Source organism: Pseudomonas sp. BJa3 (assembly GCF_026343815.1).
Taxonomy (GTDB): domain Bacteria; phylum Pseudomonadota; class Gammaproteobacteria; order Pseudomonadales; family Pseudomonadaceae; genus Aquipseudomonas; species Aquipseudomonas soli.
The window spans coordinates 1-17,733 of sequence record NZ_JAOXMC010000037.1 but is presented as its reverse complement, the minus strand read 5'-3'; the positions used below and the strand labels follow the sequence as shown (position 1 = coordinate 17,733).

The 17,733-nt window shown below is 62.8% G+C and carries 10 protein-coding genes; 8 read left to right on the top strand and 2 right to left on the bottom strand.

Annotated features, from left to right (window positions below; genetic code table 11):
- The first annotated feature begins 13 nt into the window (after positions 1–13).
- Positions 14–6,253, top strand: coding sequence for an immunoglobulin-like domain-containing protein (locus OH705_RS26605; protein ID WP_267303365.1), 6,240 nt, complete (start codon positions 14–16; stop codon positions 6,251–6,253).
- A 161-nt stretch (positions 6,254–6,414) separates the two neighbouring features.
- Positions 6,415–6,756: a hypothetical protein gene (locus tag OH705_RS26600; RefSeq protein WP_023628881.1), complete on the top strand. Its 342-nt coding sequence runs from the start codon at positions 6,415–6,417 to the stop codon at positions 6,754–6,756.
- A gap of 54 nt (positions 6,757–6,810) precedes the next feature.
- Here OH705_RS26600 and lapD read toward each other — a convergent pair whose 3' ends face one another.
- Together lapD and lapG are read right to left on the bottom strand one after the other, a co-directional pair.
- Complete coding sequence (lapD, locus tag OH705_RS26595; protein WP_267303364.1) at positions 6,811–8,757, bottom strand: cyclic di-GMP receptor LapD; 1,947 nt, start codon at positions 8,755–8,757, stop codon at positions 6,811–6,813.
- A 10-nt stretch (positions 8,758–8,767) separates the two neighbouring features.
- A complete protein-coding gene (gene lapG / locus OH705_RS26590) occupies positions 8,768–9,469 on the bottom strand; it encodes a cysteine protease LapG (RefSeq protein WP_244916739.1) in 702 nt (233 codons plus the stop codon).
- A 271-nt stretch (positions 9,470–9,740) separates the two neighbouring features.
- Between lapG and OH705_RS26585 the strand changes: the two genes are divergently transcribed.
- From OH705_RS26585 to OH705_RS26560, 6 genes are all read left to right on the top strand, one after another.
- Positions 9,741–10,433: a GntR family transcriptional regulator gene (locus OH705_RS26585; protein WP_023628878.1), complete on the top strand. Its 693-nt coding sequence runs from the start codon at positions 9,741–9,743 to the stop codon at positions 10,431–10,433.
- A 72-nt stretch (positions 10,434–10,505) separates the two neighbouring features.
- Positions 10,506–11,072 (top strand): hypothetical protein, encoded by a 567-nt coding sequence (locus tag OH705_RS26580; protein ID WP_023628877.1) that lies wholly within the window; start codon positions 10,506–10,508, stop codon positions 11,070–11,072.
- A gap of 601 nt (positions 11,073–11,673) precedes the next feature.
- Positions 11,674–12,450 (top strand): DUF3050 domain-containing protein, encoded by a 777-nt coding sequence (locus OH705_RS26575; RefSeq protein ID WP_023628876.1) that lies wholly within the window; start codon positions 11,674–11,676, stop codon positions 12,448–12,450.
- On the top strand, positions 12,447–13,376 hold the full coding sequence (locus OH705_RS26570) for a diiron oxygenase (protein ID WP_094012620.1): 930 nt from the start codon (positions 12,447–12,449) through the stop codon (positions 13,374–13,376). The genes OH705_RS26575 and OH705_RS26570 overlap by 4 nt, the downstream gene beginning before the upstream one ends.
- A gap of 10 nt (positions 13,377–13,386) precedes the next feature.
- Positions 13,387–16,818, top strand: a complete 3,432-nt coding sequence (locus OH705_RS26565; RefSeq protein WP_267303363.1) for an amino acid adenylation domain-containing protein — start codon at positions 13,387–13,389, stop codon at positions 16,816–16,818.
- A 31-nt stretch (positions 16,819–16,849) separates the two neighbouring features.
- Complete coding sequence (locus OH705_RS26560) at positions 16,850–17,317, top strand: SRPBCC family protein (protein ID WP_023630620.1); 468 nt, start codon at positions 16,850–16,852, stop codon at positions 17,315–17,317.
- Positions 17,318–17,733 lie beyond the last annotated feature (416 nt).

Genomic DNA, 17,733 nt, shown 5'->3' with positions numbered 1-17,733 from the left:
GATCACCTACACCGTGACGCTGACCAACGCCCAAGGTCTGCCGGTCAACGGCCACAATGGCCTGACCTTCACCCTGAGCGATGGCACCAAAGTCACCATCCCGGCCGGCAACGCTACCGGCACTGCCACCATCAATGCACCGGACGATGTGTTCGTCGGCGGCCAGGCGACCATCAGCAATAAACTGGTGACCGTCAGCGGTGCCGACAACTTCGAGAAACTGACCCTCGGCCAAGGTGAGGTGCAGACCTCCGTGACCGACGAGCCGGGCACTGGAACCCCGGGCACCGACAACCAGGGCGACAAGGTGTCCGTCACCATCGTCGGCAATGGCAATGTCACCGAGGACCAGCAGCCCTCGTTCACCGTCAAGGTCAGCCAGAAGCTTGGATACGACCTGACTGTCACCCTGTCCAACGGCGACAAGGTGGTGATCCCGGCCGGTCAGACCCAGACAGAGTATAAGGCTGCAGCCCAGGGCGACGACGTGTTCAAGGACGGCAGTTCACTGACCGTCGGCATCACCGATGCCACGGTTCCGGGCCATACCTTCGAGAACCTGGAACTGGGTGGCAATGCCACCGTGCAGATCACCGACACCATCAGTGAAGTGGTCGCCACGCTGTCCGCCGACAAGACCACTGTGTCCGAAGGTGGCCAGGTCACCTACACCGTGACCCTGACCAATGCCCAGGGCCTGTCGGTCACCGGCCACAACGGCCTGACCTTCACCCTCACCGACGGCACCAAGGTCACCATCCCGGCCGGCAGCGCCACTGGCACCGCCACCATCAACGCGCCGGACGACGTGTTCGTCGGTGGTCAGCCGACCATCAGCAACAAGATCACCGGCGTCACCGGCGCGGACAACTTCGAGAAGCTGACCCTGGGTCAGAACGAAGTGAAGACCTCCGTCACCGACGAGCCAGGTTCGGGCACGCCCGGCACCGGCAACCAGGGTGACAAGGTTTCGGTCACCATCGTCGGCAATGGCAACGTCACCGAAGACCAGCAGCCGTCGTTCACCGTCAAGGTCAGCCAGAAACTGGCGCAGGACCTGACCGTGACGCTGAGCAACGGTGCCAAGGTAATCATTCCGGCCGGCCAGACCCAGGTCGAGTACAAGGCTGCAGCTCAAGGCGACGACGTGTTCAAGGACGGCAGCTCGCTGACCGTGGGCATCACCGATGCCGCAGTCACCGGCAAGACCTTCGAGAACCTCGAGCTGGGTGGCAACGCCAGCGTTCAGATCACCGACACCATCAGTGAAGTGGTTGCCACGCTGTCTGCCGACAAGAGCACCGTCACCGAGGGCGGCCAGGTCACCTACACCGTAACCCTGACCAACGCCCAGGGCCTGTCGGTCACCGGCCACAACGGCCTGACCTTCACCCTGTCCGATGGCACCAAGGTCACCATCCCGGCCGGCAGCGCCACTGGCACCGCCACCATCAACGCGCCGGACGACGTATTCATCGGTGGCCAGGCCACCATCAGCAACAAGATCACCGGTGTCACCGGCGCGGACAACTTCGAGAAGCTGACCCTGGGTCAGAACGAAGTGAAGACCTCCGTCACCGACGAACCGGGCTCTGGCACTCCAGGTACCGGTAACCAGGGTGACAAGGTCTCGGTCACCATCGTCGGCAACGGAGATGTCAACGAAGCCCAGCAGCCATCGTTCACCGTCAAGGTCAGCCAGAAGCTCGACCAGGACCTGACCGTCACCCTGAGCAATGGCGCCAAGGTAGTGATCCCTGCTGGCCAGACCCAGGTCGAGTACAAGGCGCCGATCCAGGGCGACGACGTGTTCAAGGACGGCGGCCCGCTCACCGTTGGCATCAGCGATGCCAGCGTGGTCGGCAAGACGTTCGAGAACCTCGAGCTTGGCGGCAATGCTACCGTGCAGATCAACGACACCATCAGTGAAGTCGTGGCCACCTTGTCCGCCGACAAGACCACCGTGTCCGAAGGTGGCCAGGTCACCTACACCGTGACCCTGACCAACGCCCAAGGCCTGTCGGTAGTCGGCCACAACGGCCTGACCTTCACCCTCACCGACGGCACCAAGGTCACCATCCCGGCCGGCAGCGCCACTGGCACCGCCACCATCAACGCGCCGGACGACGTGTTCGTCGGTGGTCAGCCGACCATCAGCAACAAGATCACCGGCGTCACCGGCGCGGACAACTTCGAGAAGCTGACCCTGGGTCAGAACGAAGTGAAGACCTCCGTCACCGACGAGCCAGGTTCGGGCACGCCCGGCACCGGCAACCAGGGTGACAAGGTTTCGGTCACCATCGTCGGCAATGGCAACGTCACCGAAGACCAGCAGCCGTCGTTCACCGTCAAGGTCAGCCAGAAACTGGCGCAGGACCTGACCGTGACGCTGAGCAACGGTGCCAAGGTAATCATTCCGGCCGGCCAGACCCAGGTCGAGTACAAGGCTGCAGCTCAAGGCGACGACGTGTTCAAGGACGGCAGCTCGCTGACCGTGGGCATCACCGATGCCGCAGTCACCGGCAAGACCTTCGAGAACCTCGAGCTGGGTGGCAACGCCACCGTGCAGATCACCGACACCATCAGTGAAGTGGTTGCCACCCTGTCTGCCGACAAGACCACCGTCAGCGAAGGCGGCCAGGTCACCTACACCGTGACCCTGACCAATACCCAAGGCCTGTCGGTAGTCGGCCACAACGGCCTGACCTTCACCCTCACCGACGGCACCAAGGTCACCATTCCGGGCGGCAGCGCCAGCGGCACCTTCACCATCACCGCCAAGGACGACCCGTACCTCGGTGGCCAACCGAACATCGTCAACAAGATCGAGTCGGTCGCCGGTGGCGACAACTTCGAGAAGCTGACCCTGGGCAGCAACACCGTCACCACCAGCGTCACCGACGAGCCGAGCGGCCAGGGCGACCTCACCACCGTCGGCATCAGCGGCGACACCTCGGTGACCGAAGGCGACACCGCCCACTACAACCTGACCCTGAGCAACCCGTCGAAGTCCGAGGTGACCATCACCCTGACCTACAGCGGCACCGCCACCGACGGCCAGGACTTCACCGGTGTGGTCACCGTGAAGATCCCGGCCGGCAGCAGCGGCACCAGCTTCGACATCAAGACCATCGACGACAAGCTGGTCGAGGGCTCGGAGAACTTCACGGTCAAGATCAGCGGCGCCACGGGCGGCGGCTTCGAGAACCTGCAGGTCGACTCGAGCAAGTCCAGCGTCACAACCACCATCATCGACAACGACCACGCGCCGGTGTCGACCGGTGGTGCGGTGACCGGCAGCGAAGACACCGACTACGTGTTCAAGTGGGGCGACTTCAACGTCAGCGACGCCGATGGCAACACCGGCCTGTCGGTGACCATCAGCAAGCTGCCGGACCTGGGCAGCCTGAAGTTCTTCAACGGCACCTCGTGGGTGGATGTCTCGCTCAACCAGAACATCAGCCAGGCCGACATCGCCGCCGGCAAGCTCAAGTTCGTGCCGCTGGCCAACCAGTCGGGCGTCGACGGCTATGGCGGCAGCGGCGTGGGCAACAAGCAAGCCGACTATGCGCAGATCAAGTACAAGCCCAACGACGGCACCAACGCCGGCGGCGAAGTGACCCTGAAGGTCGATATAGCCCCGGTGGCCGACAAGCCGGACTTGAACATCGGCAACAACAACGTCAACTCGATCGGCCTGCTCAAGGAAACCTGGAACAGCCTCACCGGCCTGGGTAGCAACGGCAACGGCATTACCGGCGATGCACTGAAGAACGTCTTCGCCAACTCTGGCAATGCCAGCAAGAGCGAAACCGTCACTGGTGTCGACACGGTCGCCACCGTGACGCCTGGCACAGGGTCGAAGACCTCCGGCCTGATCTACCTGGAAGCCGGCAAGACTTATTCGTTCAGCGGCACCGCCGACGATAGTCTGCAGATCGTCGTCGGTGGCAAGAACGTCGCCAGCGGCACCTGGGGCTCGGCCAGCGGCGCCATTTCCGGCAGCTTCACCCCGACCACCAGCGGCTACTACACCCTGGAGATCTACAACGCCAACCAGGCCGGCCCCGGCAGCCTGGACGTCAACATCAAGGTGGGCAACGGCGCGGTCACCGACCTCAACAGCTCGAACATCCCGATGTACCCGAGCGTCAAGGACCTGACCAACGCCGGCGTGACCGTTGGCGACCTGCACGGCAGCAACAACCAGGGCTACTACGACGGCTACAAGCTCAACGAAGGCAGCGAGAACGGTGCCCCGGTCAAGCTGGTGGGCATCAGCACCAACCTCACCGACACCGACGGCTCCGAGTCCCTGAGCGTCAAGCTCAGCGGCATCCCGGCAGGCTCGGTGCTGGCCGATAACGCCGGCCATACCTTCACCGTCGGCAAGGACGCGGTGGACGTCACCGGCTGGAACCTGGGTAGCCTGACCATCAAGCCGCCGGCTTACTACCAAGGCCAGTTCGACGTGAAGGTCAGCTCGACCTCCACCGAGAGCGTCGGCGGCAGCACGGCGACCAGCGAAGGCACCATCAAGGTCACCGTCTACCCGCAGTCCTACACCACCAGCAACCTGTCCTCGGACAGCGACAACATCACCGGCACCGACGGCAACGATGTGGTGGTTGCCGACGTCACCGGCCTGCACGTGGTGCCGGGCCAGGACTACAACCTCGCCTTCATCGTCGATACCTCGGGCAGCATGGGTTCATCCGGCGTGGATGCGGCGAAAAAGTCTCTGGAATCGGTGTTCAAGACCCTGGCCGCCAGCGTCAAGGGCGACCAGTCGGGTACCGTGAACATCCTCCTGGTGGACTTCGCCACCCAGGTCAAGAGCAGCGTTGCGGTGACCCTGAACGATGCCGGCCTGCAGCAGCTGCTCAACGCCCTGAACAATCTGCGGGCAGATGGCGGCACCAACTACGAAGACGCCTTCAAGACCACCGCCAACTGGTTCCAGAACCTCAAGGATGGTGGCAATACCGGCAGCAACCAGACGTTCTTCATCACCGATGGCAAGCCGACCTACTACCAGACCAACGAGAACTCCAACCCGACCCTGGGCACCTCTGGCATCACCCTGGACACCTTCCTGGCTTCGATCAACTACAAGCCGGGCATGGCGTACAACGGCTACATCGACAGCAGCAACACCAACTACGTCAGCATCGACAACGCCGGCAACCTGCAGGTGCAGTACTACCGCAACGGTTGGAAATACGGCGTATCGGGCGAGCTGCACGCGGAAGGTAACGGCACTTACGAGCTGTCTTCACGGGGTGGCCTGGGCTACGACACCAACAGCGCCACCACGAGCAACTCGCAGGACAGCTTCAAGTTGCTCTCGGGCCTGTCCGAGGTCGAGGCCATCGGCCTCAACAACGGCGTCAACACCAACGACCTGAAACCGTACGACACCGACGGCAAGCCGCAGACCAACATTGACCCGAGCAAGCTGGCCGAGGCCATCCTAGGTCATACCGAAGTCACACAGCCGGGCAACGATACAGTCAGCGGTGGCGACGGCAACGACATCATCTTCGGCGACCTGATGGTCTTCGACGGTGTTGCCGGCACCGGTGTCGAGGCGATCCGCGGCTATGTCGCCGACAAGCTCGGCGTAGACGCGGGCAGCGTGGACGCGCGGGCGATGCACAAGTACATCACCGAGAACTATGCCGAGTTCGATGTCTCGCGCAGCAACGACGGTGCCGATACCTTGCTGGGCGGCAACGGCAACGACATCATCTTCGGCCAGGGTGGCAATGACTACATCGACGGCGGCAAGGGTAACGACATCCTGCTCGGCGGCACCGGCAATGACACCCTGCTCGGCGGTGAAGGCAACGACATGCTGTTTGGCGGTGCTGGCAATGACATTCTCATTGGCGGCAAGGGCGATGACATCATGACCGGTGGCAGTGGTGCCGACACCTTCGTGTGGAAGGCCGGCGACCTGGGCAACGACGTGATCAAGGACTTCAAGGCAAGCGAAGGCGACCGCCTCGACCTGAGAGATCTGCTGCAGGGCGAAAAGGCCAGCACCATCGACAACTTCCTGAAGATCACCACTGTGGGAGGCGAGTCGACCCTGCAGGTTAGTACCGAAGGCAAGCTCAACGCCGCCGGTGGCCTGGCCAACGCCGATGTGAGCATCAAGCTCGAAGGGGTCAACTGGTCCAACACCACGATCAACTCGTTGATCAGCGGTGCCGACCCGACCATCAAGATCGACAACTCCAACAGCTGAGTTCCCTCCCCCCGCGGCAGCCGGCAACGGCCGCCGCGTCGGGGCGGGCTTTCCCCGCCAACGCTTCACGCGCATACTCGTGCACCGGGCCTACACGCCCGGTGAACTTTGCCTATGCTGCTGACTACCAACAAGGAATCATCGTGACGAGGGACGCCGCCATGTTCTACGTGCAACGCGACGCTGACGGCCGTTTGCTGCGAGTGGAAGCCGCCGGGTTTGATGGATTTACGGACATGGTCCCCGCCGACAGTGCCGAGATCCAGGAATGGTTCGCCGACGATGTCGTTGAGAACAGCCTCAGGCAGCTCAAGCAGAGCGATCTGGACATGATCCGGGTGCTGGAGGACCTGATCGAGGTGCTGACTGCCAAAGGCGTGTTCAGCATCACCGACCTGCCGCCCGGCGCCCAGGCCAAGTTGCTCAACCGCTCCACCGCGCGCAAGGCGCTGGGTAGCCTGAACAACCTGATAGAGGAAGACGAGGAAGGCGGGTTGATCTGACCAAGCTGGCGGCGTATTGCAGTGCGAGTTGCCTCGCACTGATGACACGGCTGGTCAACGCCAGGGGGCCGGCCCACCAACCAGTTGGCCCTGGATGCCCTGCACACCCATGTCCCGCAGCACCTTCAACTCCCCCTCGGTCTCCACCCGCTCAGCGATCAGCGGCAGGTCGATACTGTGTGCCGCCCGCTGGATAGCTTCGATGAAGAGGCGCTTGTGGCGTTCCTGGTCAATGTTGCGGATATAGCCACCATCGATTTTCAAGTAGGCCAGCCCCAAGTGAGCCAGGTTTCCGATCATGCTGAAGCGCCCACCGAAACGCTGCAGCGCCAGGCTGAAGCCCAATGTTCGCAGGCGCCGGGTCAGGAGCTCCAGCACCGACTGCTCGGGCAGCTGCTCCTCGCCGATCTCGAAAGTCAGCCGCGGTCCCAGTGCACTGTGCTGCCCCAACAGGTCATAGATCCGCTGCAGCGCCTTGGGATCGGCCAGTGTCGCAGCCGACAAGTTCAGTGCCAACGCTTCGCCATGCCCGTGCAGGTGCTTGAGCACCTTTTCCAGCACCAGCAAGTCCAGCCGTGGCATCCAGCCGAAGCGCTCCAGCCAAGGTAGGAAACGGCCGGCCGCCAGGGCTTCGCCCTCTTCGTCGTGCAAGCGCGAGATGACCTTGTAATGCAGCACTCGCTCGGGCGCCCGGGCATCGACGACGGGCTGGAAGAACAGCTCGAACTGCCCTTGGCCCAGCGCCTGGTCCAGGCGCGTATGCCAGACATGGTGGCTGTCGGCGGCTTGGCCTGCGGCGCCCTGTTCCAGGCATACCCAACCCGGTGCGGGCTGACTCTCGGCGCGGGCCAGAGCTTCGTCGGCGAGCTTGAGGAGCCCTTGCGGCGCATCACCTGGACTGAAGGGGGCAAGGCCAATGCAGGCCACCGGGTCAACATCGCTGGCTCCGGTCTCGTGCAAGCTCTGCAAGGTGACTTCCAGGGCTTGCGCCAGTTGGATTGCCTCATCATGAACCATGCCCGGCGCCAATACCGCGAACTCGCCGCCACGGCTGCGCGTGATCAGGTCGTTTGTCTCGGGGTAGTTCGCACAGGTGCGAAGCAATTGCTCCCCCACCGCCTGCAGTAATTGGTCGGTACGCTGACCACCCAGCCGGGCATTGAGCCCGGCCAGGTCCTGAACCCGCAGCAACAGCAGGTAGCCGCTCCGGGCCTCCTCCAAGTTGCTGACCCGGGCATTGAGCTGCATTTCGAAGTAACGGCGGTTGGCCAGGCCGGTGAGGCTGTCCTGGTAGGACTCCGCACGCAGCTTCTCGCTGCGCTCGGCCTGCTCGGTGAACAGAGCCTTGAGTTTCTCGACCATCTGGTTCATGGCCTGTACCACTCGGCGCAGTTCGGGGGTGCGTGGCAGCTCGGGCAGACTGAGGAACTCACGACGGGCGATGGCGTGGGACTGCGCCACCATATAGTCGAGCGGACGCAACTGGCGGCGCAGCAGCAGCGCCCCGAGCACCGCGCTCACGGCGCCGCACAGCAGCAGCCAGCCAAGGCTGCCCAAGGCGCTCTGCCAGAGCTTGGCCAAGGCGAACATCGGGTGGCTTATCACCTCTACCCGCGCCGCCTGCTGCCAGCCCCGGCTGACGAGGGCATCGCCACCGGCCGGCTCCAGGCCGATGAGCTGGATGAACCAGCCCGGCACGCCGCCGGTGTCGGGCTCTGCGTGACGCTCGACCAGCACGGCATTGGAGTCCAGGTCGATAACCTTGATACTCGAGTAGTAGCCACTGTCGAAAATCGAGCTGACCATCAGCTCGACCATCGCCGGGTCATCGATATTCGGCGTCAGCGACAACGCCAACGCGGTCGCGGCATCCTGGGCATGAGAACGCAGCTGGTTGACATACTGGCTGCGCGAGCTCTCCAGGCTGACCATGAAACTGCCACTGAAGGCGATCACCAGGAACAGGCAAATGGCTAGCAGCAATTGTTTGAACAGTGACATCTGTGCTCCTTCAGTAAACCGGTTCGGCCGGGAACCCTTCGGCCTGCATTTTCTTCAGCAAGTCCTGCCAACGCGACAGGCGCTTGGTGTCGCCGACCTTCCTGTTGCCGCCTGCGCCGGTCAGCCACAAGCCTTCACCGTTGAAGGCGTACACCGGCAGCAGGTCAGTGCGCTGGCTGGCCGGCTTGATCGCGTCCATCAGGCTGTCGAGCACCAGCGGCTGCGCCTGTGGGCTTGAATAATAGGTCAGGACCATGTGCGCACGATTCTGGCGCAGGGCTTTGACGTAAGTGATGCGCAGCTTCTCCGCCGGAATGCCGATACGCCGCAGGCTGAAGTACTTGGCGATGGCGTAGTCCTCGCAGTCGCCCGCTCCTTTGATCAGCGATTGGACCGGCGTGGCCCAGTAGTCAACCTCGTGCCATAGGTCTATGTCCTCGACGTAGCGCAACTGCTTGTTGAAGAACAGATTGACCACTTGCAACTGCTCCATCTCGCTGCCCTGCTTCTGTGTCGACAGCAGGTTCTGCCAGGCATCGATACGCCCCTGGCCCGGGCCTAATGGGCCATAGAGCGCCTGGGCACGGCGGCTGATCTGCGAGAAGTCCCAATCCGCCTGCGTGACGCCCAGCCACAAGCAGCCGAGCAGCACGGCAAGGCCGAGCCGGCGAACGATCGCGTTGAGAGGCCAAGGTATCGCCACTGCGAACACCTGTTCAGATCAGTCGAAAGCAGCGATGGTGCGGGCTGGCGCGAGAAAAGACAATGGCGCCGGCTGCCAGTGCTGCCAACTGTCGGCAAAGCCGCTTCGTACAAGGGCTGGCGACCTTGACCATCTTCCCAATGCCGGCAACTTGCTTCACGATAGCCGCGTTTCGTGAGTGCGCCACGGCGCAACTGCCTGATCAATCCGTTTGACAAGCGCCCCCTTCCCTCACTAGGGTTATTGGATCCAATTTTCATGTTGCCGAGGCGAACCCCGCGTGGCTGAGAAACCCAAACTCCTGAGCACCGTGCTAGGCAGCGAGCAGGTACCGCCGCACCTGGCGCGCGGTGTCATCGAAGAGCGTCTGCGCAGTGCCATCCTCGACGGCCGACTGCCACCGGGGACCGCGGTGCGCCAGCAAGAGCTGGCGACCCTGTTTGGCGTGAGCCGCATGCCCGTGCGCGAGGCGCTACGCCAATTGGAGGCCCAGTCCCTGCTACAGGTGGTGATGCACAAAGGCGCCGTGGTGGCACCGCTGATCGGCGAGGACGCCGTCGATACCTACGCCCTGCGCGTACTGCTCGAGACTGAGGCACTGCGCCAGTCAATCCCCTCGCTCGACGCTGACGACATCGCCCAGGCCAGATCGTATATCCGCCAACTGGAGAACGAGACCCGCCACGCTGAAATCGGCAGGCTCAACCGTCTGTTCCACATGGCCCTCTATAGCAAGGCAAAGAACCAGAAACTGCTGCGCATGATCGAGATCGAGCTCAACGAGGAGGAACGCTTCCTGCGCTTCCATCTGTCCTCGATGGGGCTGGGCAAGCTCACCCAGGACGACCACATCGCGTTGGTCGACGCTGCCAGCGACAAACTGGTTGACGAAGCCATCAAGCTCCTGGAAGAGCACCTGAACCACGCCGCGCGAACCATCAGGAACTACCTCGACAAGCAATCGGGCAACTGATTCTGCTCAACCGCGCAGCCGACCTCAGCGACCGCGTCGCTGCGCAGACACGATCCGCCACAAGGAACGGCAGTGCACGTGCAGACGCGACAGGAAACCACGCCCGACCAGCCCCCCAGGATTCGCTTGATCTGCCTGGCAAGCACCCGACAGCAACTTGCCCAATACCGCACGTGGGCAAGGACCCTGGGCGATCCCATCGAACTGGTCGCGGTCGATGTGCCCTCCATCGCCGACCCCGAACAATTACTGCCCATTTCTGGGCATCTGACTCAGGTGCTGCTTGAACAGCTCCAACCCTACCTCGTGCAGCCGCACGCCTTGTTTGCCCAAGGGCTAGGCGCGCATATCGCACTGGCCCTGATACAGAAGGTGCAGGGTGCTTGCCCAGGGCTGACCCGTCATTTGTTTGTTTCAAGCTGTGACAGCCCACAATTCAGTACCACCCACCTGCCCCTTCATATCCCCACGACTGTGCTCTATCCGCCAGGCTCCCTGGCGGCAATGCTTGGTTGGCACAGGCTGGTTCGTCGGGAGCTGGAGCTGATTGAACTACCGCTGCAAGCGGTGGATAGTTCGTTGCTGAACCAGCGCCTGGTGCGCATCTTCAACGCCCATCTCGGGTTGCTGAGTTTCTAATCCTCCCCCTGCCATCCCTGTGCTGATCAAGGCTTTTCCGTGGCCCGGTCAGTGCCTGGCCATGGCAGTGCCAGCTTTTTGGGGACACTCTACTCCCCGCAGCGGCCGCTGATCATCAGACGTGGACCTGGCCGTCTGCCTCCCCATTAACTTGCAGAAGGAACCTGGCACCGGGGCAAGGACCGCAAGCGATCAGCCGCCCCTCAATAGTTACTCTCCCCCTCTCCGTTCATTCGTGCTCCGAGTGAGGCATTCACTCTGTGACATTTTTTCTGATCGTTAATTATCGGAAGGAGTACGTATTGCCAAAATAAAACTTACTCAAAGTTTTATTCAGAACCGTATATTTCAAGAAAAGTCCGAATATAAATTAATCAAAAAAACAATTGCGGCAAACTTTGAAGTTGTCCTAACTTTTATATCGCCAGCCAAGGAGCGGCCCTGCGCCTCCGTGAGCGCTTAGCCAGACGAGCCCTGCCGGCCTCTGCCTGTTGTTCGAATTCGAGTTTCCACTCGAGGCCTTCATTCGCCCGGCATTTATCTGCCTTGCAACTTTCAGAGTAATACCAACCCTGTATTTCAACCCTAAACGGAGCTCATCATGAGCACATTGAAGCGCACACTTTCCGACAAGAAACATAAACTCTCCCTGCACCCGCTATTTTCCGAAATCGATTCTCTGGAGACGCTCCGGGGGTTCATGGAAACCCATGTGTTCGCTGTCTGGGACTTCATGTCTCTGACCAAACGCCTGCAGCAGGAGCTGACCTGCGTCAGCCTGCCCTGGCTGCCACCAAGGGACCCGGCCGCAGCGCGTCTGATCAACGAGATCGTTCTGGGCGAAGAATCAGACGAGCGCCTGGATCATGGTCACTACAGCCACTTCGAGCTGTACCTGGATGCCATGCGCGAAGTCGGTGCAAGCACCCAGGCCATCGAACGCTTCGTCAGCCTGCAGCAACAAGGCGTCGCGGCATTCGACGCGCTGCAACGCTGTGGCGCCAGTGAAGCGGCACAGCGGTTCGTTCGTGACACTCTCGAAGTGGCCATCGAGGCACCGGCCCACCAGGTTGCCGCCGCCTTCCTGCACGGGCGGGAAAGCGTCATTCCATCGATGTTCCAGCAGATTCTCGACGAGTGGGGCATCGGCACCGAGCAGGCACCGACCTTCCGCTACTACCTGCAACGTCACATCGAGGTCGACTCCGAGGACCACGGCCCCGCCGCCGAGCAATTGCTGGCACGCCTGGTCGATCACGATCCGCTGCGCCAGGAAGACGTCTACGTGGCCGCCATCGCCGCGGTGGACAGCCGCATGGCCCTGTGGGACCGCCTGCGTACGTCGCTGAAAACGGCTGTTGCCGAGGTCACCCCATGAATGCCCTCGAGTATCGCTCCTTTGCCGAGGCCTGGGAGGCCAGGGCGACCATTCGCACTCGGCCACGACGCCAGGTAGAGGATGACCAGCGCCTGATCTACCCCCTGAGCCGCCAGCCCCTGGTGCTCGGCGCGACGTTCCAGCGCGAGTGCCCGCAGTTGCGCGACTTCGTGCTGGTACAGAGCCTCTACAAGTTCATCAATGACGTGGTGATCTTCGAGACCGAGATCGTCGACCGTACCGCCCGGCGCATCGCCAAGGACCGCTTTGCCGTGCGTTTCCCGTTCGCCTGCCGCTACGACGCGATGACCGTGGTGGTGGACGAGGACTATCACGCCCTGGTGGCGATGGACTTCCTGCAACAGAGCATCGCCCTGACCGGGATCGAGCCGATCGCCCTGCCCCAGGAAATCGAACTCAGCCGCGCCATTCCAGCCGTGCTGGAGCAAGTGCCCGAGGCCCTGCGTGACGCCCTGGAGCTGATCTGCGTGGGCATCGCCGAGAACACCCTGACCGACGATGTCGCGGCCTTTGCCCGCGACGACTCGGTCAAGCCCTCGGTGAAGGGCCTGATGGCCGATCACCTGCTGGACGAAGGTCGTCACTCGAGCTTCTGGGCGCGCCTGACGCGCATCTACTGGCATACCGCGCCTGAGGCGGATCGCCAGATGATCGCCAAGGTACTCCCGTTGTTCCTGCGCCAGTACCTGACCAACGACATTCAGCAGGCTTTCGACTGCGCCCTGATCGACGCCTTGCCGGTGAGCGATACGGTGCGCCAGGCCCTGCGCGAGGAAGCGCTGGGCCTGGCCTACCCGATCAACCGCCAGCATCCGCTGCTGAGCAACATCCTGCGTTTCTTCCGCAGCAGCTCGATGCTCGAGTCTCCCTGCGTACAGGACGCCCTGCGCGACTATCTGCCCTGAGGACTTAGACATGAGACGCCTCGACATACTCCTGGTGGGCACCAGCCCGCCCCTGGAGGAGTTCGCCCGCCTGCTCGCCGAGCACGGACATGGCTCGGCCAGGGCCGATAGCGCCCAGGCCGTCCCCCGGCAGTTGTCGGCCCAACCCGACCTGGTGGTGGAGGATGGCAGCCTGGCACTGCGCAGCAGTGATTGGCAGCCCCTGGGCGGCACGCCGCTGCTCAGGCTGCGCCTGGGTGCGAGCTACGCCGACACCCTGCCGCAACTGGAGGCCCTGTGCTGGTGCGGCAGTGCCAGCGCCCAGCGGCTGATCCATCGCGTGCCGATACACACACCGCGCTCCGGCAATGGCCAACAGCTGCGTGAGGACACCTTGCAAGCCCTGTGCGAGCAACTGGCGCTGCAGGTCACCCGCTTCGCCCGCAACCCGTTGCATCTGCAGGAAACGCCTGCGGTGAGCCCGGGAGACCAGGAGCGTGAGCACGGCCTGGACTGGCTGGACACTTTGGCCTACCGCCATCCGTTCAACCGCACACTGCGCGCCGATTTGCTGGAGAAGGCCGAAACAGGCCTGATCGGCGGCCTGGAGCACAGCCTACGTGTGCACGCAGGGTCTCCCGCCGTGAACCACAACGGCAAGCGTTGCTCTTATGAGCAACTGCACGCCCGCGCCGCCGTCATCCAGCAGGCCTTGTTGCCGCTGCTGCCCAACGCCGGGGAACAGCCGCCTGTGGTCGCCGTGTGCATGGGCAAGTCACCCGAGCTCTACGCCAGCCTGCTGGCGGTGCTGGGCTGCGCCGCAATCTACCTGCCACTGGATCCGGCCACGCCGGCCGAGCGCCGCCAGCTGATCCTCGACGACGCAGGCGCCTGCGTCATGCTGCACGACGGCCAGACGCCTGTGGATATCCCTGATGTGGATGTGCGCAACCTTCCTTTGGCGCAGGACTTGCCGCCGCCCAGCCTGGCGTTGCGCCAGGCTGCCGCCGAGCAGGCCTGCGTGGCGATCTACACCTCCGGCACCACCGGCCAACCGAAAGGCGTGTTGCTCAGCCAAGGCAACCTGGCGCACTTCATGGCCTGGTATCGCGAGCATGTGGACCTGGACCGGCACAGCCGGGTCCTGCAGTTCTCCACCATCGGCTTCGATGCCTCGCTGCTGGATATCCTGCCGACGTTCGCCTGTGGCGCGGAACTGGTCCTGCCCAGTGAAGACCAGCGTCGCGATCCGCAACTGCTGGTACAACTTATCCACAGAGAGGAGGTGAGCCACGCGTTCCTGCCACCGGCGCTGCTGAGCATCCTGCCCCGGGATCTCCATCTGGGCCTGCGCCATCTGGTCACCGGCGGCGACGTCTGCGAACCGGAGGTCATCGCCCGATTGGCCGGGCAATGCCGGATGCACAATATCTATGGGCCGACCGAAACCACCGTGCTGGCCACGACCCGGGTGTTCGGTACGGGCGACGACAACCGCAACCTGGGGCTGCCAATCGCCAACACCCAGGTGTTGATCCTCGACCAACACCTGCAGCCGGTTTGTGAGCAGACCCCGGGCGAGCTGTACATCGTCGGGCCAGGTGTCGGCCTGGGCTACCTGAACAACCCCGAACTGAGCGCCGAACGCTTCGTCGAGCTGAGCTTGCCCGCGGGCCGCACACTGCGCGCCTACCGCACGGGAGATATCGGCAAATGGACGGACCAAGGTATCGAGCTGTGCGGCCGGCGAGACAACCAGGTGAAGATCCGTGGCTTCCGGGTCGAACCCGAAGAAATCGAGCACTGCCTGCGCGATAGCCAGCTGTTCGCCCAGGTGGCGGTGGTGATCGACGCCCAGCGGCGGGTCCTGGCCTTCCTTGCCCACCCGCAACGGGCCGATGGCGAAACCTTGCTGCGCGAGCATGCCGAGCGACACCTACCCGACTACATGCGCCCGATGTTCTATCAGGTACTGCAGCAGATGCCCTATACCGCCAACGGCAAGGTGGATCGCCGGGCGTTGTCGTTGCGTCCACTGGCGTTGCCAACCAGCCAGCGCATCGAACCGCAGACAACCACCGAGGAGCGCCTGCGCTGCCTGTGGAGTGCGCTGCTGGAGCTTCCACACAGCGAGATTTCCGTCGACGAGAGCTTCTTCAACCTCGGCGGACACTCCATCCTGCTGTCGCGCCTGCTCCTGGAGGTCAGGGAACACTTCGGCCAGGGGGTGGCCATCAACCGCTTCATCGAACAGCCGACCCTGCAACGCCTGGGCGCGCTGCTCGATGGCGATCACGAGGCGTTGCAAACCTCCCTGGTACGCCTGGAGCAGGACGCCAACCGCGAACTGGGCCTGCAAGTGCAACCGCTGGAGCGCCTGGGCGATGTGCACAAGGTAATCGTCACCGGGGCCAACAGCTTCCTTGGCGTGCATCTGGTCGAGGCCCTGCTGGAGTGGGGCGCGAGTGAAGTCGCTTGCCTGGTACGCAGCGCCGCAGGGCTATCCGCCGATGAGCGTTTCTCCCAGGCCCTGCAGGACAACCACGTCACCCTGGACCGCAGCCGCGTGCGGGTATTCGAAGCGGACCTGCGCAAGCCACTGCTGGGTTTGGCCCAGGCCGACTACGACTACCTGGACAGTAACTATGGCGCGTTGCTGCACAACGCCGCGCAAGTCAACCATGTGCTCGACTACGAGGTCCTGGCAGCCGACAACATCGAGCCCTTGTTCGAGTGCCTGCGACTATGCGAAGGCCGGCGCAAAAAGATCTTTAACTTCATCTCGACCCTGTCCGCTTGCAGCGCGGTCGACATTGACGGTCGCGTGCTGGAGAGCGATCCGACCAGTACCCCGCCAATCTACATCCGCAACGGCTACAACCTCAGCAAATGGGTCGGCGAGCGCATCCTCAGCCGTGCCCGTGAGCAGGGCGTGTGGGTCAACCTGTTCCGCCCCGGCAACATCACCTTCGATAGCCGCACCGGGGTCTGCCAGCCGCAGCGCAACCGGCTGATGCTGATGCTCAAGGGCTCGCTGCAGTTGGGCCAGGTGCCGGAGCTCGAAATCGACTTCGACCTCATGCCGGTGGACTTCCTGTCCCGCTTCATCGCTTTCCACAGCAGCCGTCACCTGGCCGGCCAGTGCGTGTTCAACCTGCACAACCCCGAACCCCTGCGCTGGCGTGACTACCTGGCTTCGTTCCATGCCCAGGGCCATGCCTTCGAACTGGTCAGCATCGAGCAATGGCAGCGCCAGTTGGCCAGGGTCGATAGCGACAACGCGCTGTACGACGTCCTGGGCTTCTACCTGGACGGTTTCGAGGAAGACATCGGCGACATCTCCGGCATCGCCCACGATAACGCCCGCGCCGGGGTGCAGCGCATGGGCGCCCGTTACCCGAGCAAGGACCCGGCGCTGCTCAGCCGTGGCTGCCGCTACCTGGCCGACATCGGCTTTATCTGATCCCTTTCATACACAACAGGAGCAACATCCAATGCAAGCACTCAAACCCGATACCCTGATCCGCAACCCGCAAGGCTGCCTGGTGGTTTCCAGCGTGGAGATCGCCGCGCCGGCCGCCAACGTATGGAACATCGTCGGCAACTTCGCTGGCTTCCCGGTGTTCATTCCTGCCCTGGCGCATATCGAGATGACCGGCAGCGGTGTGCGCTCGGTGCGCAAGAAGCTGTTCAAGGATGGCAACGTGGTGATTGAGCAGTTGAACAGCCGCGACGATCAGGCCATGAACATGACCTGGAGCCTGATCTACACCAGCTTGAACATCGGCAATCTGTGGGCGGCCATGCAAGTGCAGGCGATCGACGCCAGCCGCAGCCGTGCGACCTGGACCATCCAGGCCGAGCCATGGGAGGGCGGGCCGGAGGCTCTGCCGGGCTTCCAGGCATTCCTGCAGGGGTTTGCCGATGAGGCGATGGGCAATGTGCGTAACCTGCTGAGCTGATAGCACTGGCAGGGACGTATGCCCCGATAGCAAAAAGGCCGCTCCCAACCGGGAGCGGCCTTTTTTTGTCTTGAAGATCAGGGGTCGGGCTGTGCTGTTGCACAGCGAAAAGAGATATCTGTAGGAGCGGCTTTAGCCGCGATGCAAGCAACTCGGTGCCTGGCACCCGCTTCGCGGGTGATCGCGGCTGAAGCCGCTCCTACAGGGACCGTGCTGTGCTTGTGAATACTGTTCCCTTCGTGCCAGCGCAGGGAGCTGGACGATTTCATACGGGAACTTCAGGCATTGATACCTGAAAGACAAAGCCCCTGATCGCATCGCGATCAGGGGCTTTGGAATTGAATCTTGACGATGACCTACTCTCACATGGGGAAACCCCACACTACCATCGGCGATGCATCGTTTCACTGCTGAGT